The organism is Tunturibacter gelidoferens, assembly GCF_040358255.1.
In the GTDB taxonomy this organism is placed as follows: Bacteria; Acidobacteriota; Terriglobia; order Terriglobales; family Acidobacteriaceae; genus Edaphobacter; species Edaphobacter gelidiferens.
The window spans coordinates 4,437,118-4,458,625 of the sequence record NZ_CP132938.1; the positions used below are offsets into that span (position 1 = coordinate 4,437,118).

14 protein-coding genes are annotated in these 21,508 nt (G+C 54.5%); 10 read left to right on the forward strand and 4 right to left on the reverse strand.

Annotated features, from left to right (window positions below; translation table 11 throughout):
• Positions 1–11 precede the first annotated feature (11 nt).
• The 3 genes from RBB81_RS19185 to RBB81_RS19195 form a co-directional block, all read right to left on the reverse strand.
• Positions 12–3,248: an efflux RND transporter permease subunit gene (locus RBB81_RS19185; RefSeq protein WP_353071747.1), complete on the reverse strand. Its 3,237-nt coding sequence runs from the start codon at positions 3,246–3,248 to the stop codon at positions 12–14.
• Complete coding sequence (locus RBB81_RS19190) at positions 3,248–4,396, reverse strand: efflux RND transporter periplasmic adaptor subunit (protein WP_353071748.1); 1,149 nt, start codon at positions 4,394–4,396, stop codon at positions 3,248–3,250. The genes RBB81_RS19185 and RBB81_RS19190 overlap by 1 nt, the downstream gene beginning before the upstream one ends.
• Positions 4,397–4,793: 397 nt before the next feature.
• Positions 4,794–5,423, reverse strand: a complete 630-nt coding sequence (locus RBB81_RS19195) for a response regulator (protein WP_179584705.1) — start codon at positions 5,421–5,423, stop codon at positions 4,794–4,796.
• Positions 5,424–5,710: 287 nt separating this feature from the next.
• On the opposite strand from RBB81_RS19195, the gene RBB81_RS19200 reads away from it, so the two are divergent.
• The 6 genes from RBB81_RS19200 (at position 5,711) to RBB81_RS19225 (ending at position 12,150) form a co-directional block, all read left to right on the forward strand.
• A complete protein-coding gene (locus RBB81_RS19200) occupies positions 5,711–6,079 on the forward strand; it encodes a hypothetical protein (RefSeq protein ID WP_218892474.1) in 369 nt (122 codons plus the stop codon).
• A gap of 316 nt (positions 6,080–6,395) precedes the next feature.
• Complete coding sequence (locus RBB81_RS19205) at positions 6,396–7,001, forward strand: sigma-70 family RNA polymerase sigma factor (RefSeq protein ID WP_179584708.1); 606 nt, start codon at positions 6,396–6,398, stop codon at positions 6,999–7,001.
• A gap of 108 nt (positions 7,002–7,109) precedes the next feature.
• Complete coding sequence (locus RBB81_RS19210; RefSeq protein ID WP_353071749.1) at positions 7,110–8,600, forward strand: TolC family protein; 1,491 nt, start codon at positions 7,110–7,112, stop codon at positions 8,598–8,600.
• 110 nt (positions 8,601–8,710) lie between these two features.
• Positions 8,711–8,866 carry a YtcA family lipoprotein gene (locus tag RBB81_RS23520; protein WP_246373863.1) on the forward strand — a complete coding sequence of 52 codons (156 nt, stop codon included), beginning with the start codon at positions 8,711–8,713 and terminating at the stop codon, positions 8,864–8,866.
• A gap of 8 nt (positions 8,867–8,874) precedes the next feature.
• The gene (locus tag RBB81_RS19220) at positions 8,875–10,074 is read left to right on the forward strand and encodes a biotin/lipoyl-binding protein (RefSeq protein WP_183787789.1); all 1,200 of its coding nucleotides are present in this window, start codon (positions 8,875–8,877) and stop codon (positions 10,072–10,074) included.
• A 3-nt stretch (positions 10,075–10,077) separates the two neighbouring features.
• Positions 10,078–12,150, forward strand: coding sequence for an FUSC family protein (locus tag RBB81_RS19225; protein WP_353071750.1), 2,073 nt, complete (start codon positions 10,078–10,080; stop codon positions 12,148–12,150).
• A gap of 67 nt (positions 12,151–12,217) precedes the next feature.
• Here the strand turns inward: RBB81_RS19225 and RBB81_RS19230 are convergent, their stop codons facing one another.
• Positions 12,218–13,990: a glycoside hydrolase family 9 protein gene (locus RBB81_RS19230; protein ID WP_353071751.1), complete on the reverse strand. Its 1,773-nt coding sequence runs from the start codon at positions 13,988–13,990 to the stop codon at positions 12,218–12,220.
• Between the two features lie 369 nt (positions 13,991–14,359).
• Here RBB81_RS19230 and RBB81_RS19235 point away from each other — a divergent pair, with 369 nt between their 5' ends.
• The 4 genes from RBB81_RS19235 (at position 14,360) to RBB81_RS19250 (ending at position 21,504) form a co-directional block, all read left to right on the forward strand.
• On the forward strand, positions 14,360–15,136 hold the full coding sequence (locus RBB81_RS19235) for a GntR family transcriptional regulator (RefSeq protein ID WP_353071752.1): 777 nt from the start codon (positions 14,360–14,362) through the stop codon (positions 15,134–15,136).
• 539 nt (positions 15,137–15,675) lie between these two features.
• Positions 15,676–18,933: a TonB-dependent receptor gene (locus RBB81_RS19240; protein ID WP_353071753.1), complete on the forward strand. Its 3,258-nt coding sequence runs from the start codon at positions 15,676–15,678 to the stop codon at positions 18,931–18,933.
• A 256-nt stretch (positions 18,934–19,189) separates the two neighbouring features.
• Positions 19,190–20,266: a glycoside hydrolase family 18 protein gene (locus tag RBB81_RS19245; protein ID WP_353071754.1), complete on the forward strand. Its 1,077-nt coding sequence runs from the start codon at positions 19,190–19,192 to the stop codon at positions 20,264–20,266.
• A complete protein-coding gene (locus tag RBB81_RS19250; protein ID WP_353071755.1) occupies positions 20,263–21,504 on the forward strand; it encodes a DUF5009 domain-containing protein in 1,242 nt (413 codons plus the stop codon). The genes RBB81_RS19245 and RBB81_RS19250 overlap by 4 nt, the downstream gene beginning before the upstream one ends.
• Positions 21,505–21,508 lie beyond the last annotated feature (4 nt).

The following is a 21,508-nucleotide window of genomic DNA, read 5'->3' on the forward strand; positions in this document are numbered from 1 at the left end:
CTTGAACTGCATTAGTTCTCAAACTCCGTCTCGGGGGTAGGGAGGACATCGTCGGGCCTTGCAATCCAGACGTATAACGTGGGCAGAAGGAAGACGCTGATGAGAAGCGCGCCAATGAGACCGCCGACGATGACCATGGCGAAGGGACGCTGCGAGTCGGACCCGATGCCGTGCGAGGTTGCTGCAGGTAGAAGACCTAGAGTGGCAACGAGCATGGTCATCATGATGGGACGAAGGCGAAGCACTGCCCCTTCGATTGCGGACTCTTCGATGGAGTGGCCACGAACCCGCATCTGATTGATGTACTCGAGCATAATGACACCCGTCTGAACCGAGACGCCGAAGAGAGCCAGAAAGCCGACGCCAGAGGAGACGCTGAAGTTTGTGTGAGTAAGGAGCAGAGCGAGCAGACCGCCGACTGGAGCCATTGAGACATTGACTAAGATAAGGCCGGCCCATTTGCCGGAGTGAAACATGGAATAGAGAATGATGAAGATGATGAGGATCGTAACGGGAAGCACGAGCATGAGACGGCGAGAGGAGCGCTTCTGGCTCTCGTACTCGCCAGCCCAGTCGATCTTGTAGCCGGGCGGGAGCTTTACCTGCTCATTGACTTTAGCGATGGCCTCTTCGACGGTGCTGCCGAGATCGCGATTGCGAACGCTGTATTTGATGGCCACAAAGCGCTGGCCACCTTCGCGAGAGATCGTTTCAGCACCATCTTCCATCGAGATGTTGGTAAGCTGTGCCAGCGAGACACGCTCTCCCGAGGGCGAAAGAAGCCGGATATTATTGATGGCCTCCTGCGTGTCGCGGTACTGCGGCAGATAGCGGACGACGAGGTCGTAACGCGCTTCACCCTGAAGAACCTGGCTGACTGCGTTGCCCCCCACTGCGGTTTGGATTGCGTCCTGAATATCGGCGACATTGATTCCAAAGCGTGCCGCGGCCGAGCGATTTACGGTGTAGTTCAGATTGGGCTGGCCGATGACGCGAAATAGCCCGAGATCACTTACTCCTTTGATTTTGCTCATGATGGAGACGATCTGGTCACCCTTCGCCTCGAGGGTCTTGAGATCATCCCCGTAGATCTTGACGGCGAGTTCGCCTTTGACACCGCTGACGGCCTCTTCGACGTTGTCGGAGATCGGCTGCGAGAAGTTCCAGATGACGCCGGGCATCTTCTCCAGCTCGCGGTCCATCGCACCGATCAGCTCGTCTTTGTTTTTCTTGAAGACGGGACGCCACGCTTCTTTGGGCTTCAGGTCGACAAAGTACTCCGTGTTGAAGAAACCGGTAACATCGGTGCCGTCGTCAGGACGACCGGTCTGACTTACGACCTGGGTCACCTCGGGAAAAGAAGAGAGGATGATACGAGCCTGATTCATCACTCGCAGGCTCTCCGTGGGACCGGTGCTTGGGGCGAGTGTGCCACGCACCCAGATGGCGCCTTCATCGAGATGAGGAAGAAACTCTGACCCGATCACGCCGCTGAGCCCCAGGAACAGAGCAAGAGCAAGAGCCCCACCTGCCACGCTGAGCGTAACGTAACGATGCTCGATGGCCCATCTCGCGGAGTGACGATATCGATCGGTGAGCCACGCCATCACCGGGTTCTGCCATTCCGTTGTGCCGTTGGGAAAGAGCAGGCTGGCCAGAACCGGCGCGATCAGCATGGAGAAGACAAGAGCACCGAGAAGAGCGAACGCCACGGTCCAGGCCATGGGCTGGAAGAGACGGCCTTCAACTGCCTGCAGGGTGAAGATCGGCAGATAGGCCGTGATGATGATGCCGATCGCGTAGAAGACGGGGCGCTGCACTTCGTGCGCGGCCTCGCGAATCTGCTCTGCCGGAGACAGCGAGTCTTTGCGCTGATGGCTGAGGTGACGGACGATGTTTTCCACCATTACGACAGCGCCGTCGACAACCATGCCGAAGTCCAACGCGCCCAGAGACAGGAGATTCGCGGGGATGTGCCGGAGGTCGAGACAGATGGAGGCAAAGAGAAGAGCAAACGGAATGGTGAGAGAGACGATGAGAGCGCCGCGGACGTTCCCCAGAAACAGGAAGAGAATGATGACGACGAGGATGATGCCTTCGGTGAGGTTATGCAGCACCGTATGGGTTGTGTAGTGAAGCAGGTCGCTTCGATCAAGAAACGGGACGACCTTGACTCCTGGCGGGAGGACACGGTTGTTGAGTTCGTCCACCTTCTTGTGAATGCCAGCCAGGGCGAACTCAGAGTCATCCCCCTTCTGGAGAGCAACAATGCCCTCAACAACGTCCCCGTCATCGACGATCTTTCCATCTTCCCGATGGATCGCCTTTGAGCTGCCAGGCTTGTCCTGGTGATCGACGCACGGGTCGTTCGCGGTCCAGGAACCTGGTGGGTCGGTGAGAGGCAGGCCCCCGGCGCGACATGCTTTGCCGATCTGACCGAGCCGGATCTTCGGTCCCTGGGCGACCGTCGCGATATCTTTGACGCGGAGTGCGGTGCCGGACTGAGTCTTAAGGACGGTCTCTTCTATATCGTGGACATTCTTGTAAAGGCCAACTTCGCGGACGTTGATCTGCTGCTGGCCCTGTTCGATAAAACTGCCGCCTGCGTTGGTGTTGTTGTTGGCCAGCTGCTGCTCGACCTGACCGATGCTGAGCCCGTAAGCAACGAGTTTGTCGGGATCGACGCGGACCTGATACTCGCGTGTCATGCCACCAAAGCTTGAGTCGTCGACAACACCGGGAACGGATTTAAACTGCTTTTCGATGGTCCAGTCCTCGAGGGACTTGAGATCCATGTTGTCGTAGAGCGGGTTGGTGCTGCGGAGGGTGTACCAATAGATCTGACCGACGGGGCTCCAGTCGGTGCCCATCTGCGGTTGAATGCCCGTTGGGAGAGTGACCTGGGCGAGGCGCTCAAGAACCTTTTCACGATTCCAGTCGTTGACCGAGTCGTCGTCAAAAATAAGGTTGAGGCTGGAGATTCCGGCGAGCGAGGTTGACCGCAGGTGGGTCATGTGCGGGATGCCCGCCATTCCGATCTCGAGCGGGATGGTGACCTGCTGCTCGATCTCCTCGGCGGCGCGGCCGGGCCACTGGGTGATGATCTGGACGTAGTTGTTGGCAACGTCGGGGTAGGCTTCCACCGGCAGGTTGTGGAAGGAGACGATGCCCCAGGCGAACAGCATAATCGCGAGGCCGAGTATCAGCCAGCGATTGTTCAGTGCAAAATCGACGAGCTTACGAATCATTACTGATCCGCCGTGTTCTGCAGCGCGAGGGCGTTGGTGACGACCTGCTGGCCCGCGTTAAGGCCGGAGATAATCTCCTGCATATTGCCCGGCAAGGATGCGCCCCCGCGCACCATCACTCGGCGGAACTTGCCGTCCCCGGCGGGAGTGTAGACCCAGTCGCGGTCGTGCAGATGGAGTACTGCGGTGGCAGGCACCTGCACGTGCGTCTGCGCGGTCTTGCCGTGAATGGTGGCGGTGGCAAACATGCCGACGCGCATTAGGGTGTTGGGATTCTCAACCTGAATACGAACCTTGGCCGTGCGGATCTGTGGATCGAGGACGGCTCCGATGTCGCTGATGACGCCGGTGAGAACGCGGTCGGGGTAGGCGGTGAGGCGGATGTCCGCCTTCTGACCGAGATGGACTGTGGGAAGATCGTTCTCGTAGACGTCGCAGATAATCCATACGTGCGACAGGTCGGCGATGGTGAAGGCGTTGGCCGAGCCGGCGTAAGTGACTCCGGCTGCGGCGGCATTGGTGACATTTTGGGCGATGATAAAGCCCGAGGCGGGTGCGTAAACCTTGACCGTTGCGGCTGGGTGGTTTTTGTCAACACCAACAACGCGGAGTTGCTCTTCGGAGGCAGATAGGGCGGCCTTTGCATCGTCTTCGGCGTTCTGGGCGATCTCAACCTGACTATTGGGAATGGCCCCCTTGTCGTTGAGGATCTTCGCCCGGTCGAGCTGTACCTTGGCAAGACGTTCGTCGTTCACAGCCTTCAGGTAAGAGCCAAAAGCACCGGACACGTCGGTGCTCTGAACGTCCATCAGGAGCTGGCCCTTCTTAACGTAGTCACCGATGCGGGCGTGGACCTCAACGACGCGGCCGGAGGCAATGGATATCACCGGAATAGTGCGCGAGATGTCGGGATTTACCGTGCCGGTGACCTGGATCGTGGAGGTGGCAGCGTAGTCTGTCGCCGCAACCAGCGTGAACTGATCCGGGTGATCAACGTGAACCAGATTTGGGTCGGCATCGGGTTGGACGACAGCGGCCGGTGGAGCTTCGCTTTTTAGATCGGATGGCTTTGCGCTGCAACCTGCTAGTAGACAGGCGCCGAAGCAGAACAACAGAGAGGCAGGGTGCCTGAAGCTGATTGAACTCATCGCGTAAACTCGTTATCCCCCATAGGATCAAGCCTTAATTCTTCCATTTTAGAGATCATCCGATGCACGCGATCTGAGCGACGCTTGAATCAGTCATAAAGCGCATTTCTGGAATCACATGACACACTCGTCACGCCTGAACTAAAGTCTATCGTTTGGTTGCTATTCCCGTGTCAATTTTTTTGACTGAAGTTGACCCTGTTTCGGTAGCGGCTCAATGGGAGAAGGCCAATCGAATGTGAGAGAAAGAAGCTCGATCCAAATGGAGACAGTCAACGCCCCTTCAAAGTTGCGCTGTCGACCTTCGCGAACGCTACGATGATGTCAAGCAGGACTACTGTCGATTATGTGATCGAGACATCCTCCCTACCGTGACTAGCCGGTCTACTAACCAACATTAGATGTCTAGAAAGCCGCGCTTGAGAGCGATCATAACTGCGTGAGTCCGATCACTTGCGTCAAGCTTGGAAAGAATGTTTTTGAGGTGCCCCTTGACGGTATGCTCAGAGATGGCAAGGCGCGATGCGATCACCTTGTTAGAACTTCCCTTGGCAACATCGCGCAGCACTTCGATCTCTCGCGTTGTGAGGATCTCGTCGCCGGCGTGCTCTGCCAATTCCTGGGCTATCTCGGGCGGAATCCGTCTCATACCTGCATGAGCGAGCCGTATGGTGTCGATTAGCTCGGTACGCAGCATACTTTTCAAGAGATACCCGACTGCTCCAGCCTTGAAAGCTCGAAGAGCCTGAATATCGCCTCCGTAGGTGGTCAGGACGACGATGCGAGCGTTAGGAAAATCCTTACGAATGGCTGAGATCGCGTCGATGCCATTCGTCTTGGGCATCCGAATATCCATCAGTGTTACATCCGGGCGGTGTAATCGAAACGATGCAATCGCCTCTTCGCCATCGGCAGCTTCGGCCACGACTGACATGTCGGGCTGCGCGTTGATCGCGCCCGAAATTCCAGTTCTAAGAAGCGGATGATCGTCGACCGTGAGAACTCTAATTGTACGTATTTCACTCATTTCGATCCTTCTACTCCGCTCGGATCTTCCACAGAACAGCCCAGATGGAAACTCCCGAGCATCGACCGATTTGATTCGGTGGTGGACGTCTCATTTTATCTCCGTGGCTGAGCTGGAGTGACATTAAACTTCCGAATCCGCCTGCTGAGCTCCTGCAAGATGCGGGGCAGACCGGTGAGTAGAGTACTGCGATACCCCCCAAAAGTATTACTCTTCGTACCCTCTCTTCGGGTTTGCCGGTTTTCCGTAGACCGGATAGGCTCACGACTGTGCAGAGACTCTTTTCGATGTTCCCGACGGGAGCGGCGGGCGTTGCTTTGATTCTTCTGCGTGTCTCTGTCGCTGCAACGCTTTTCACCGAAGCAATGCCCCAGGGAAATCCAGCCGCTCACATTTGGCAGTCCGCCGGCCTGGGTTTGCTGGGTGTTGCAATCTGTCTTGGACTATTCACTCCAGTGTCTTCGATCGCATGCTGTCTGATTGAGGTAGCGATGCTGCTTGACATGAAGGATCTCGTCTTCATCCCTCTCATCTCTTCTATTCTGGTCGCCGCTTCTCTGGGGCTGTTGGGACCTGGAGCCTACTCCCTTGACGCACGGATGTTTGGACGACGACTGGTGGTTTCGTCCTCCGACAAGACCATGAGCGGCGACTAAACCAACCTTTCTGTAGCGAGCGCACCCTTCGCGAGCAAGCGATATTCGCATTGAGGAAATTCTCCTCCCCCCTCGAAAGAGTGTCCCAATAGAAGCACGATTTAGGCTATCGAGCGATCGGTTTCCGCTTTACCTTCGGGAAGATCCTTATCCGTTTAGCGATTCTCATCGCTCACAGGACAAATACAAGCACTCATGGACAACTCTCTTCAATACCTGAATCAAACGTTTCACTGGTCTTCTAATTGGTACGAAGTTTGATCTTAATCGTCGACATAGCGAAATTTCTCCAAAATTTCTCAGAAAGGCCTTCCAAATGGACTCATACTTTTCAACGGGCACCATAAGCGTGCAAGCTATTCTCGAGACCTCCAATGATGAGATGTTGGTCGCTGCAGCGAAGACGGGAGAGCATCTCGCTTTCTCCGAGCTTTGGAATCGCCACTCAAAGAAAACTTTCAGCACGATGTATCGGATCACGAGAAATCGGCAAGACGCGGAAGATGCACTTCAAGATGCTTTTCTGAAGGCTTATGTTCACCTCAAGAACTTCGACGGCAGGTCAACTTTCTCCACGTGGGTTACACGAATTGCCATCAACTCCGCGCTCATGATTCTACGTCGGAAACGCGCGCATCCCGAGATTTCAATGGATGGCGGGGCGGAGGGCGAAACGTGGCAGCATTGGGAGGTGCCCGATCGACGGGCCAATACTGAAGAGCACTATGCGAGGTCCGAACGAGAACACCATCTAAAACGCGCAATCCGCCGGCTGAGACCAGCGCTTCGCACGATCGTGGAAATTCAACAGGTACACGACACTTCGATCAAAGAGATCGCCGAAATCGCAGGAATCTCCGTAGCCGCGACGAAATCCCGTTTGTTGCGCGCCAGAACCGTGCTGCGCCGGTCGCTCGGATGAGTGGTCAATCTCTTCCAGTCTAACGACTCGTAGAGTCTCCTTATCTTTTTCGATCGGAATTACAATCTCTCTGTCGGGAACGAACTGGTAGACTTTGACCATTCTCAGATGAAAGACACGACCCACCTTCTTTCTAAATCCAGTTTCAGGCTGGCGCTGATGTTTTTCTTTGTGGGTTTCTGGACACCACAAAGCGGGCTTACGCAGTGTGCGGGTACCGCGTCGACGCCTGGCTCGGCATCAGACTGTGCTGCTCATGCCGTTCCGTCGGGAAAGGTTGCAACCCTCGATCCTAAACGGGTGTACACGCTTCCCGAACTGATCGATATAGCGGAACGCAATAATCCCCGCACTCGAATCGTGTGGGAGCAAGCGAAGCAAAAGGCCGAACAGCTCGGGATAGAGAAGAGCGCTTACTACCCTGTGCTCGCTGGACTTGCAGTATTTGCTGACCAGCGGACGATCTCCCCGTTTCCGGAGTCGCTTTTACCTCGCGGCTATTCTACGGTTGAGATCCCGCTGATCCAACCCGAGGTCACGCTGCAGTATCTGCTCTTTGACTTTGGCAAACGAGAGGCCAAGGTCGACAGCGCGAAAGCCGAAAAACTAGCCGCAGGCGCTAACTTCATCCAGGCGAATCAGGAAGTGGCTTTTCAAGTAGCTAGTGACTATTACAAACTGCTTACTGCGCAGGAACGACTGCAGGCGGCACAGGAGACGCTTAAGACCGCGCAAACCACTCAGGATGCAGCCGAAGATCAACTAGCAAACGGACGCTCCACCTTGCCTGACGTGCTCAATGCCCGCGCCGAGACCTCGCAGGCCGTATTCGATTTGGAGTCTGCGGACGGCGACGAGAAAATCTCGCGAGTTACGCTTACCGAAGCGATAGGCGTGGAGCCTTCGCCGGATATAACTATCGACGCGCAGAAAGATTCCTCGTTGCCCGAATCGCTTACCCTTTCCATCAATGAGCTGATCGATCGAGCCCTGTCGGATCGGCCTGACCTGATGGCTCAGGCTGCAGAGATTCGCGCGGCTGACGATCAGGTGAGAGCGGCCAAAGCGGAATATCGTCCGAAGATTTCACTGTCGGGCTCTGCGGCACAGACCGTGGTATGGCCTACGGCGGACAATGGCCAGCTTGGTTATGCCAACGTAACTACCTGGTCCGCCGAGTTGGGAGTGGAGTGGCGGATCTTCGATGGAGGAGCTAGAAAAAACGGAGTGGCCATTGCCGAATCGACGAGACGTGAGGCACAGGATGTAATGACCACGAAACACGATCAGGCAACACGGGAAGTTTGGACAGCGTTTATTGCTTTTCGTACGGCACTGAGAAAAGAGCAGGCCGCACTTGCCCTGCTCGACTCTGCGAACACTTCGTACTCTGCTTCTCTGGAAGCCTATCAATATGGAGTGAAAAATTTGATCGATGTGGTTACTGCCGAAAGACAGTTAGCACAGGCTCGACTCTCCGGCGTCTCGGCACGATCTCAGTTGCTTCTAGAAGCCGTTGATCTTGAGTTTGTGACTGGAAACCTGCTTAGGACCAAACCACCCGCAACGAAATTACATATACAGGATGGCCAGAAGTGATGACCATGAGAAGCAAGCGTCCAGCTTCCCTATTAGCTTTGTGCCTACTCTGCGCCGGGTGCCACCATGCGCCGTCGATTGATATTATTGGCTCCTTTTTCCCGGTATGGATGCTCTGTCTGTCGATTGCCGTGGTCCTCGCGTTCGTCGTACGTCACTTCCTGGTTCGATTCAAGTTGGACTCTGAGGTTGGGCCGGTCGCGCTCTTCTACCCCAGCGTCGTCATACTCTTCACAAGCCTGCTCTGGCTGATTTTTTTCCGGTAGGAGGACACATGGAACAGGCACCCGAAGCTCTTGACCGCAAACAAATTGGCCGTAGGATTGCCATCGGCGTTGTTGCGTCCGCATTAGTCGCCCTCTTTATTGTCATCTTGCAAACCGATCTTCACCCTCGCACCGACGACGCGAGCGTGCGGGCAAACTACATCGAGATTGCTCCAGAGGTAAGCGGCAGGCTGGTGGAACTTCCGGTAAAGGACAATGCGTTCGTGAAGAAAGGCGACCTCCTGTTCTTTATCGATCCTCGCCCCTATGAGTACGCCCTACAGCAGGCGTTGTCGGATCAGGAGGCACTGGAGCAGCAGATCATCGATGCGAAACGAAGAATCGCGGCCCAGAACAGCGCCGCCGAAGCTGCTCTTGCGGGTGTCCATAGCTCCAGAACCGGTGTCAAAACTGCAGGCAGCAGCATTGATGTGGCGAAGGCCACCGTCTCCCGATCTCAAGCATCCGTAGCGGCTGCGGAGGCTCAGTTGAAGCTGGCCACCAATGACCTGCACCGCATCGAACCACTGCTAAAAAAGCAGTACGTGACGGTAGAGCAGATCGATCAGGCCAATACCGCAGTCCGAGTCGCCCAAGGAAACTTCGATGAAGCCCAGGCCGCGCTGGAGCAATCGCAAGCTCAACTCGCCACGTCGATCCTGCGACAACAAGAGGCGGATTCTGCCGCAGCAGAATCGCAGGCGAAGCTGGGACAGGCAATTCACACTATCGATACGGTCGATACGCTGATGTCGGAACGGCCAGGAAAGGCAGCGAAGGTGGACAGTGCGCGACTCGATCTGGAGCGCTGCCGCGTTGTCGCTCCCTTCAATGCCTACGTGACCAACATGAATATCTCTGTAGGCGAGTACGCGCGTCCAGGCACGCCGCTTTTCACCCTCATAGACACTCGGACCTGGTGGGTTGTCGCAAACTATCGCGAGTCGAAGGTGAAGAATATCGGCATCGGAGCGCATGTTGATGTGTACCTCATGGGGCATCCTGACCGACGGTTCAATGGGGTCGTCGAGAGCATTGGATTCGGCGTCTTCCCGGAAGATGGAAGCGTCACCGGCGGACTACCCAACATCGAGCGCACCTTGAACTGGGTTCATCTTTCCACGCGATTCCCTGTTCGTGTTCGGGTCAAGGATCCCGACCCGGATTTGTTTCGCATCGGCGCTACCGCAGTGACGGTCGTGAGATAGCAAATGGTGGAAACATCTTTATTCGGCACCATCACGTCTCTAAAGCGAAAGTTCTGGGAGGATCTACAACCCACGCCTGGGCGGCTCAACAGCTCTCTCCGTATCGTACTTGCAACGATAATCACTCTGATCCTCATGTTGACCTGGCGGATGCCGTCTATTTACATCGGCATGTACTTTATCTTCCTCGTCGGACGCGACAGTCCCACAATTTCCTTCCGGACCGGCCTGATTTCGTTGCTCACTGTCGCAATTGCGATTGCAGTTGAGCTGGGAGTTGTCATCCTTAGTGACAACGATCCGATGGCCCGTGTACTGAGCGTCGCCATCGTTACATTTGTTGCGGGTGTGCTGGTGGCCTCAACCAACTTTCCGACTCTCGGATCGACCTGGGGGTTAATATTCTGCACCGTAATTGGGAATTGGGAGAAACATGCCCCTGCGGACAGTTTGGTTAAAGGCTCGCTCTGGCTGCTCGCGACGCTCTCAGTCGCGGTCGGCTCTGCTGTTCTGGTGGAGTACCTCTTCGGCGATCGCGACCCCGCGAAAAAATTAGAAGCACAGCGCAAAATCCGATACCAGGCGCTGGAGAAGATGTTCACTGTATACGCTCAGAGTGGGACACCAGAAGAGCGATCCGCCGCAGTGCTTCCCGTCTCCCGCCTTGCAATAGCCGGTACAAATGGAATGCTGGAGCTATACAACAAAATTGCGGAGCGAGATCTCGATGCAGGGACCCTCCCTCCGGGAACACGTTTGCGCCTCACGATGCTCTCCCAGATCCTGGATGTCTCCGCCGCTTTCGGCCTGCAAAATACTGAGGAAGATAGTCCAGAGCTAAGACGACGGTGCGCAATCATCGCTGAACAGTGCCGTGAACTGATCCCGGTTTCCATTCCAAAAATTGAAAGCCGCTTGCAATTTATGCCCGAGAACTGTGTGACGTTGCTGGATCGAGTCGAAGCAGCCCTTCATGCTCTTCTGACGATGCCTACCGACGCCGCCCAATTGGGCAATAAAGAATTAGTCGCGATGCCCGTAAGAAAGGCGCCGTTTTTCATTCCAGGGGCGGTTGGCAGAAGCGACACGATTGCATTCGGACTAAAGATTAGCCTATGCGCGACTCTTTGTTATGTCGTCTACAACGCTGTTGATTGGCCTGGAATTTCGACTGCTGTGATTACCGTAATCGTCACCGGGCTAAGTAGTAGCGGCGCGATTAAACAAAGGCTTTTCTTCCGCCTATTGGGCTCGATCTTCGGCGGCCTCATTCTAGGTCTTGGAGCGATCTCTCTTCTCTTTCCGCACATGGATTCGATCACATCGCTGGTCATTCTTATTGGATTCGTTGCATTCATCTCGGCCTGGACGGCAGGGGGTCCAAGGTTCAATTATGTAGGCTTACAGATGGCGTTTTCATTTTACCTCGTGGCGTTTGAAGATTTTAGTGCTCCCACCGAACTCGCCCCCGCACGTGATCGTCTTATCGGCATACTCGTCGCACTTCTCGTCATGTGGTTCGTTTTCGATCAGATATGGCCAGTGCGCACTGTCACAGTCATGCGTCAGGGCCTCGCAGGCGTTCTCAAAACCATTGCGAGTTTCCTCCGTCTCATCGAACCTCGGCCCGACCAGAAAGATCTGCTTGAACAAGCGGATGCCTTGCGGGATCAGGTCGGCAAGACAGTAGTAGCGCTTCGATCGATGAATGATTCTGTAGATTACGAATTCGGAGTTGACCGGGAACGGCATGTCCGCACCAGCGAGATGATCCTCCGAACATCTCTCACTGCAGGAACGCTCTTTTGGAATCAATTCGCGGTTCTCTACAGTGAAGAAGACAAAGATTTTCTCACTGAACCTGACCTCATCGAAATGCGTCGAAGACTAGCGGAATATATTGATGGGCTGGCCGAAGGCGTTGTGAAAAAGACGGTTCCCGTTACGGTTCCCGCGAATGCTTTCCTAGCTCCAGCGATACTTAATGACCCGCGTTACGGGGAATATTCTCGAAACACGATCGCGCGGTTTGAAGAACTTCAAGCGTTCGCGCTAATTCTAAGCCATGAAGTCTAAGGCTCCTGAAACTCGTTGGCCTCGCGGTCGAGGGATCAGGCATCGACGGCGCACACGATCCTCTGGATCAAGAGTGTGGAAGGCTAACGGCATATAAGTACCAGGCGGCATGCGGAAGCCACTGCTCAGTCCAGCGCCAGTCTTCATCCTTGCCGGTCACGGCGTATCCCTCGTTGAAAGCAATGCCATCCTCACTGTCGGTAGCCGCAGTAATACCGTTGAGGATGGAGCCTGGAGCACTCGTGTACTTATAAGAACGAAAGAACATATACGGTGCGTTTCCATGTCCGCTCCCCATCAGCATGCTTGCGTCAAAGGGGTTCCGGCCAAGAATCCAGTGCAACTGATTCCAGGCGTACTCCCGAAGCTGTGACTGAAAGACGGGGTCGGAATCGAAGAGCGGAGATGCCATCCGCGCCGCGGCTGATAGTGAAGCCAATCGAGCATCTTCGCCTTGCCACCATGGCGCGGCCTCTGTGTCGTGAGGAAAGAAAAATGCGCTGCGGACCCTTCCGTCTCCCATACGAACCAGCTGTCTGGCGTATCCGAATGGATTGTTGACCTCCGACGTGATACCAAGCTCGAAACGCAGCGATCTCTCTACAACGCTACGCAGATGTTTCTGCGCTTCAGGCAAGGCAATCTGCGAGTATTCAAGCAGACTGACGATAGGCAAGCCCGCGTCTGACGGATGGAAGTAGGGCCGCGAACCATCATCGGCTCGCCAATAGTCGTGGCGGCCTTCAGCGCTGTTAAGACGCTCCATTAAATTGAGGGCTCGCCGGTCAGCTGCCAGGCGATACGTTTCCCGCTTCGTGGCCCGATACAGTTCAGTAGCAGCCATCAGCGCACAGTAGTCGTCGAGGATGTTCTCCTTCCCGTCGTTGAGTAACTCGCGATTGTGCACATCGAGAAATCGAAACGCTTCCGCAGCGGCACGAAGGTATTCAGTGCGATGCAGATCTCCGTCGATCGGCATAGTACTGGCGAGCGCTAGAGCGGCAATGGCCATGCCTCCTCCTGCGCGAAAGCTCGCCTCATAAGCGTGCGGACCCTCCGCAGTTTGTATCTGCTCGGTCGAATCTGAAGCATTCTTCTTGATCTGTGTTCGCCAGTTAGGATTGCCGATCGCACGATCCTGCGGAAGCTTATTCTTTCCCGGAGCCGTAATACTTTCGAAAAAAGAGCCGCCCGGCCGTTTGATTCGCACGAGAAAGTCAGCGCCAAAGAGCCCCTCATCCAGCATTCGCCGCATGTACTCGCTAAAGTTATCGTCATGTCGAGCTTCAAGAACTCGATAACTCTTCAACAAAGTCCACGCAACCAGCGGCACCTGTTGAGGATTGAAGTAAGAGGTGGGATTTTGATGAGAAAGATGGATTCCGTAGTCGCCGGTCGCGTCATACCAGCCACCATGAACATCTACAAAGCCTGACTGGCCCGCGGGCAGGCGAAGATGACGATCCGCCTGATCCATCAAGCCACTGGCGCGCTGTCCTTTGAAGTAGTAGATGATATTGGAGAGCGTATTACGTTCGAGAAGATCGTCATCAATATCGAACGGGCAGGAACGCACCTCGCCGGCGGTCGACTGAATCTGAATCGCGTAGTGGCCAACGACCTGCCATGAGGAAAAGTCTGCAGTCCAGAAGATGCGGCCACCCCATGAATCTACCTGGCCATTGGGAGTCAGGCTCCCTGTCAGCACAACCCTGCTGCTTACCGTATCGATCAGCGAAAACTTCTCTGGGTGATCCCGCTCCGTTCCGACTACGATTGCGTCTTTGGACGACCGCGTCTCATAGCCGACCTGGTCGACTACGACGTGTAGCTGTCCCATAGCCGTGAAAGGAGATATTCCAACAAAGCAACCGATTAGAGCCATGATCCGTGGGTGTTTAATTTTTCTAATCCTCGAAAACCATTGTGAGATAAAAATCTGGGCGAACGACGAGTTGCGACCTGAGAATCTCGGAATTCTCATTGCGTCAACCTGTCTGGACGACTATACTCATCCGCTAATCTCTAAACCAGAAAAAAAGCGCGATGGCAGCCCATTGTTTTCCCCAAAATCACGCCAGCAGGTCTGCAGAGAAATGCAGCATGTGAGGTGTTTTGAAGATGCTCTTGATCACGATTAGGTTTCCACTGATCGACTGATTTCTCCCGTCAGCAAAACTGGACGCATAACACTTTCCCAGGAGACCGCGTGGAAAAACCCGATGCCCAATCCTTTTCTTATTCGCTGTCGTTAGATAAAAACGGGTTCATTCCGTTGTACTACCAGATTCAACAGGCTTTGATCGAAAAGATTCAGGCTGGCGAATTGGCGGTTGGCGATTGCCTTCCCTCGGAGTTTGAGCTGGCGCGTTCTTATCAGGTCAGCCGAATGACTGCCCGGCAAGCCCTGCATAACCTGAAGAGTCGGGGTTACGCGCTCAGCCAAAAAGGACGAGGCACTTATGTCACCCGGCCCAAGCTGGAGAAGAACATCATGCACCTCAGGGGATTCACCGAGGACATGAAACGACGCGGGATGATGCCAAGTTCACGGCTCCTCGCGCAAACCGTTCTGCCAGCTAAAGGTGTTCTCACGGAACAGCTTCGAGTGGAAGAAGGTTCGGCAGTCCTGCAACTTCGTCGCCTGCGAATTGCGGATGGAACTCCGATGGCGCTCGAAGAATCGCACATTCCTTTGAAACACTATCCCGGACTCGAACGAACCGATTTCTCGTCAGAGTCGCTTTACAAGGTGCTTCGTGACAAATACGGCGTTCGCGCTGCCTGGGCCGATGAAGTACTCGAAGCCTCGCCGGCAACCCGCGAAGAGTCGGAGTTGCTTTCCATCCCGAAGAACGCGATCATGCTGTCGATCTCCCGAGTCATCATGACGACGGCAGAGATACCAATTGAAGTCGCGTGTTCTCGTTATTGCGGCCACCGATACCGCGCGTCCATCCGCGTTCCGACGACCACGATCGAGTAAGGAGGCTTTGACCTACACCGGAATACCGTTCCTGCTCGGATCAAATCTAATTGAGCAGCCGCCGTTTACCCGAGTGTTGCTAAAAAACTGCTCGGTCTAGTCGGACAGTGTCCCCTGCCGCCCGGATTCAGAGCTTCGCAATCCAGGAAACGTTCCATGTGCTCGGAGCTCCTTTCGTCCCTCCGAGACGGTGCTCAAAAAAAATCTCTTGCACTTCAGTACAGTTGTCTATACGATCTGTCATCCGCACATTTCAATTTTTGAACAAATTTTGCCTTCTTTTGGTCACATCAGAAATTGAGCTCCCTGCTTTTCCGGGAGATGTAGTATCCGCACTCAGAAGAGATCACAAGCTTCGATGAACGCGGCAACCTTTCATTTCGACCTACGGACTATTCACGAAGTCTGACGCTTTCAAGTCCCACCCAATGAAATGCACACGATCTGTTGCAGCAAGGATGATGGGCCAGAACAAGCCAACCGCGAAACCTCGCATAGGCACAAGCAATTCGCTCGAAAATTTACTTTGGAGGAACGCAATGCACAAAGGACTAAAGTTCGGATTCCGTTGTCTATCAGCGTTAGCGCTGGTCATCGCGACTTGTCTGCCAGCGTTCACGCAGACCATTACCGGCTCTATTACCGGTATCGTGACCGATCCAACCGGTGCTGTCGTGGCGGGCGCTAAGGTAACCGCTACCAACGTCCTAACAGGTGTAGCCACTCCGACTGTGACCAATCCGAGTGGCATCTACTCTCTCCATTTTTTGCAGATTGGACAATACAAGATCACCGTAGAATCCAGTAGTTTCGCTCCTCAAAGCACCAACGCTTTTTCGCTTGAAGTCGATCAGGAAGCGAAAGTAAACGTAGCCTTGAAGGTCGGCGGAACAAATAGCAATGTCGTCGTCACTGACACGGCGCCCATTCTTAACACAGAAAACGCAACGACCGGCGACACGATTACTGCAGCCGCCGCCACGGAGCTGCCGTTGCAGAGCCGCAACTTCTCCACGCTCACTCTGTTAGTCGCCGGGGCCATCACTCCAAACCCCCAGGCGCTCGATAACGTGGGCCGCGGTCAATATAACGGCGGGTTCAACGTCAACGGAAACCGCGAGCAGAGCAACAACTACACTCTCGACGGAGCCGATATCAACGAGGCGATCGATAACTACATCGGCTACAGCCCCAACGTCGACGCACTCGGCGAAGTCCGCATCATCACCGGCAATTCTACCGCTGAGTACGGCAACGCAAACGGCGGTCAGATAGTCATGGTCACTAAAAGCGGGACCAATCGATTCCATGGCAACGCTTTCTTCTTCGGTGAAAACCAGAATTTGAACGCAAATACATGGGCTGCAAAGCTGACCGGCGCACCACGTGCTCCATTCAACCGCGCCATCTTCGGCGGCACACTCGGCGGTCCCATCTTCAAAGACAAGCTCTTCTTTTTTGTGGATTACCAGGGAGCTCGCCAGCATAACTCCACCGTCGAAAACCGAACGGTCGTCTCTGCAGCAGATCGCACGTTGCCCGGCATCACGAATCCCGCAGCAATCTATCTCTTCGCCCACCCAGAGCTTTATCCAGAGCCCAATACCGTGACGAACACGTCCGTAAACTTCGTCGGGGCATCGGGCCAGGCCACAGTCAACAACCAGGGCGATTTCAAGATCGATTGGCGAGCGACTAACCGGGACACGATCTCTGGTCGCTTCTCTATCGGCCGCGAGAACGACGGCTTCTCGAAGGTCGCTCTACCGACCGACATTCCAACGAATAACAACGACCCCTACACCGGATTCATTGTCAACTGGACCCACGAAATCTCTCCCAGCATCGTCAATGAAGCGCGTGCTGGCTATGGCCGCACTCGCTACATTCAAACTCCAACCGACGTCTCCGGCAATTGGGGCCTCACTGGCAACGCCAAACTTGGCATACCTGGAACCCAACTCGTTCCCGGCTTCAGCACCCTCGTCATCGGCAATGGCGCTAACTCTGGCACAGTGGATGACATCGGCGCTCCGCAGGCTCAGGATGGCAATGGGTCCTACGGCGGTATCAATAGCGACAGCATCGTGAACGCTTATACCTACGGAGATAATCTCACCTGGCAACACGGCAAACAGACACTGAAGTTCGGTGCTCAGGTGCTTCGCTACCAGGAGAATCGCTACTACTCGGGCAACGATGGATCACTAGGTTGGTTCGGATTCAATGGCAAAGTTGGTGACTTCTTGAGCGACAACGTAACCTCCGAAGGTCAGGGCGCTCTAACCGGCCGCTGGGGACAACGCCAGTATCGTCCCGCCGTCTTCGCGCAGGATGACTTCAAACTGACCTCCAACCTGACGATCAATCTCGGCCTGCGCTGGGAGTACGATCAGCCCTATATAGAGGTCAATAACAAGCAGGCGAATATCAACCTTACCACCGGCGTGATCACCAACGCAGGTGTGAACGGTGCTCCGCGTGCTCTCTACAATGCTTATCATGCGGGCTTTATGCCGAGGTTGGGCTTCGCGTGGTCGCCGGAATCCTTCCATGACAAGTTTGTGCTTCGCGGCGGTTACGGCATTACCAACTTCTTGGAGGGCACGGGAGCCAATCTGCGGCTCACGCTCAACCCGCCGTTCTTTGTCGACGCATCCTGCACCAACAAATTGCCCTGCGCCAACGGAGCTCCCTTCCTGAGCATCACCAACGGCTTCTATCGTCCCTCCGACCCGTCTGTCTATGCGGGTAACGTACGCGCATGGCAGCCAAATCTGAAGCCTGCCTTGATTCAGCAGTACAACCTTACTACCGAATATCAAGTAGACAACTTCACCTCCGTGACGGTCGCTTACCTGGGACAGAATGGAACTCACCTGGTAGACCCGCGTGAAGGAAACCAGCGCGCCTGCCTCACCTGCGCCCTTCCTATCACGACTCTATCTGTTCTCAACCCAGCCCTAAACCAGATTGCGAACATCAGCTACACCGAGTCGGAAGCCGTCATGAACTACAGCTCGCTGCAGGTAACCGGACGGCGTCGCCTCGACCACGGCCTCGAGTTCCTGGCCAACTGGACCTACAGCAAGGGCCTCAGCAATAACCTGGGCTACTATGGTGCAAGCGGCGGTGCGGGCGACTCACAAAGTGCGTACTGGCAGGATGCATATAACGGTGGCGCGGATTATGGTCCGACGTACTTCGATGCTAAGCACAACGTCTCCATCTCTGGCTACTACGAGTTGCCTTTCGGCCGCGGGCGTCAGTTCGGTGGTGGCATGAATCGCATTGCGGATGAGGTGGTTGGAGGTTGGAAAGTGGGTTCCATCATGAGCTTCCACACCGGCTTCCCCATCACCGTAGCTTCAAATGCCTTCTATTCGAACTCGGTGAATGCCAGAGCAGCTCGTGCCAACCACCTCCGTTCTCTCCATGTAAGGGGTCGTACAGAAACCAACTATTTTGGCACCGATCCTTCAGCTCAGACCTGCGCAAGTGACTTCGACAATGGAACCTGTGCCTACCAAGAGCAGAGCGCCTCGAGCTTTGGAAACTCCTCGGTGGGTTCAGAACGTGATCCTGGCTATCAGCAGATCGACCTCGCCCTGTCCAAGGACTTCGCGATCACAGAAGGGAGTCACGTTGAGTTCCGCAGCGACTTCCTGAACGCCTTCAACATGGTCAGTTTGGCTCCGCCGAGCAACAACGCCAGCCCTGGAAACAACTTCGGTCAGATCAGCAATACAGTCAACGAACCTCGCAACATCCAACTGGCACTGAAATTTGTCTTCTAACCCATAAATACGAAGCCTCCGGGACGGCGAAGAACCTTCGCCGTCCTCTTTCTTTCTTCATCGAGAATGAAATTATTGCCCGGACGTTCGGCCACAGAGAAAGTCGCAAAATAGTTGACGTGGCTAGAGTAGGAATTCCATGAACTGTAGGTGCTCCTCTTCAAATCATTTCAGAGTTCGTGTTGCTCCTTCGTCACTGGCTATTCTTGTTCTAACTATGTTCCTCTCACCCTGCTTGCACGCCGACACGTCTGACTTGTCCAAAAAACAGATCATTGCATACATTTTTCCAAAAGACAGGATCATCGCACCCGGAGAAATATCAGCAGAAAAGTTGACGCGGATCAACTACGCCTTTGCCAATCTACAAAACGGTCAAATTGTAGAAGGCTTCGCGCACGATGCTGAAAATTTTGCTGCCCTCAATGCTCTAAAACACGACAACCCATCTCTCACTGTGTTGGTTTCAATCGGCGGCTGGACATGGTCGGGTGACTTCTCCGATATGGCCCTAACAGAACAAAGCAGAAAGATCTTCATCGATAGCGCGGTCAAATTTGTAGAAAAATACCAGTTGGATGGTCTTGATATCGATTGGGAGTACCCCGGAATGTCTGGGGATAGCCATCGCTATCGTCCGGAAGACAAGCAGAACTACACTCTTCTACTCAAAGAGCTGAGATCGCGATTCGATCACGAAAAGAAGAGTCTTCATCGGCGCCTCCTAATCTCTATCGCAACCGGCGCTTCAACTGAATTCCTGGAACACACCGAGATGGCTAGAGTGCAAAAATACGTGGACACCGTCAACCTGATGTCCTACGACTACTACGTTCCAAGTTGGGATAAAACCACCGGACACCACGCGCCCCTCTTCACCAATCCGGCCGATCCGAAGAAGATCTCCGCCGACCGTACTATTCACGAATATGAGAGTGCTGGCGTGCCAGCGAAAAAATTAGTGCTCGGCGTGCCCTTCTATGGAAAAAGCTGGAGCCAGGTCCCCGATCAAACCCACGGACTTTTTCAGCCCGGCAAGGAAGCACCCAACACCTACCTCCCGTACAACTCTTTAACCAGCCTGCAGGCTGACGGTTACATTCGCTATTGGGATGCGCAGGCTTCTGCTCCCTACCTCTACAATCGGGACAACCAAACCTTCATATCGTTTGAGGACCCCGAGTCACTAAAGAAGAAGTGCGAGTATGTGATTGATCACAAGCTAGCCGGCGTCATGTTCTGGGAGTACTCCGGTGACTCGGCCAATACCCTCCTTGATTCGATCAATATCGGTCTGCAGCGTCACCCCACGACGGCAACGGAGTCCAAATGAATTCGACGATTGAACTTCCCCTGACGCGCATAACCAGTTCGACTCGCGCCAATCGCGTCGCATCCATCGATATCTTTCGCGGACTCACGATGACTCTCATGATCTTCGTCAACGAATTAGCCGCAGTCAAAGATCTTCCCTGGTGGAACTATCACGCCCCAGCAAAAGTCGATGCCATGACCTACGTCGATATGGTGTTCCCGGCTTTCCTATTCATCCTCGGTATGACCGTTCCCATCGCCCTGGAACATCGTCTCCGCAAAAACCCCTCCATGCCCGCTCTCTGGCTCCACGTGATTCTACGAACCATCGCGTTGGTCGTTCTCGGACTTATTCTTGCCAACGCTGAACTCGGAAGCCATTCGTTGATGGGGATCAATTCGGCGCTCTGGACCATCTTCGCTCTTATCGGCGCCGTACTTTATTGGAACGTGTACAGCCGCTCCGAACGCCACCAAACCATATTTCGAATCCTGCGATTTTCCGGTCTGGCATTGATGGTAGTGATGTTCGCCATCTTCCGCAGAGCGACGCCTGACGGACGCGCAGCGTGGATCAGCACATCTTATCCAGAGATCCTGGGATTGCTCGGATACACGTATCTCGCAGTCTCAATCCTATACATCGCAACTCGACAATGGCGCTGGGCGCCCCTCGTGTGGTTCGTCGTCATGACTGTCCTCTGCATTGCATCAACGGCAAAATGGATTTTATTTCTACACGGCATTCCGCTCTACCTATGGCCCTTCGGCAACGGGGCCATGGCTTCGATCGCTTTGGCCGGAGTTGTCACTTCGGGCATCTTTGTGAACAACCGCGACCTCCGATGGAAAACGCCTCGACAAAAATCTATCGCGGCCATCTCATTCGCCAGCATCACGCTCTTATGCGGATGGCTCCTTACTCCATTAGGCATCTCAAAGATTCGCGCCACCCCAACCTGGTGTCTCTACAGCATCGGCTGCAGCGTACTGTTATTCACGCTGCTTTATTGGATCTGCGATGTCAGGCGAGCCGTTCGCTGGGCCGCATTTACACGTCCAGCAGGCGAGAATACCCTTCTCACCTACCTCCTCCCAGACTTTTATTTTTTCATTGCCTCTGCGTGTGGCTTCACATACTTCACGGAACACGCTAACTCAGGCATCCCGGGCGTGCTGAGATGCCTGATCTTCACAGCATTGATTCTGGCCCTCTCTGCTCTACTCACCAGGTGGAAGCTAAGACTTCAGATCTGACCCA

What these genes read in the sequence shown, in the direction of transcription:
- RBB81_RS19220 (WP_183787789.1), top strand. Translation starts at nt 8,875, where the DNA reads ATGGAACAGGCACCCGAAGCTCTTGACCGCAAACAAATTGGCCGTAGG.
- RBB81_RS19240 (WP_353071753.1), top strand. Translation starts at nt 15,676, where the DNA reads ATGCACAAAGGACTAAAGTTCGGATTCCGTTGTCTATCAGCGTTAGCG.
- RBB81_RS19195 (WP_179584705.1), bottom strand. Translation starts at nt 5,423, where the DNA reads ATGAGTGAAATACGTACAATTAGAGTTCTCACGGTCGACGATCATCCG.
- RBB81_RS19225 (WP_353071750.1), top strand. Translation starts at nt 10,078, where the DNA reads ATGGTGGAAACATCTTTATTCGGCACCATCACGTCTCTAAAGCGAAAG.
- RBB81_RS19200 (WP_218892474.1), top strand. Translation starts at nt 5,711, where the DNA reads ATGTTCCCGACGGGAGCGGCGGGCGTTGCTTTGATTCTTCTGCGTGTC.
- RBB81_RS19190 (WP_353071748.1), bottom strand. Translation starts at nt 4,396, where the DNA reads ATGAGTTCAATCAGCTTCAGGCACCCTGCCTCTCTGTTGTTCTGCTTC.
- RBB81_RS19205 (WP_179584708.1), top strand. Translation starts at nt 6,396, where the DNA reads ATGGACTCATACTTTTCAACGGGCACCATAAGCGTGCAAGCTATTCTC.
- RBB81_RS19250 (WP_353071755.1), top strand. Translation starts at nt 20,263, where the DNA reads ATGAATTCGACGATTGAACTTCCCCTGACGCGCATAACCAGTTCGACT.
- RBB81_RS19230 (WP_353071751.1), bottom strand. Translation starts at nt 13,990, where the DNA reads ATGGGACAGCTACACGTCGTAGTCGACCAGGTCGGCTATGAGACGCGG.
- RBB81_RS19210 (WP_353071749.1), top strand. Translation starts at nt 7,110, where the DNA reads ATGAAAGACACGACCCACCTTCTTTCTAAATCCAGTTTCAGGCTGGCG.
- RBB81_RS19185 (WP_353071747.1), bottom strand. Translation starts at nt 3,248, where the DNA reads ATGATTCGTAAGCTCGTCGATTTTGCACTGAACAATCGCTGGCTGATA.
- RBB81_RS23520 (WP_246373863.1), top strand. Translation starts at nt 8,711, where the DNA reads ATGCTCTGTCTGTCGATTGCCGTGGTCCTCGCGTTCGTCGTACGTCAC.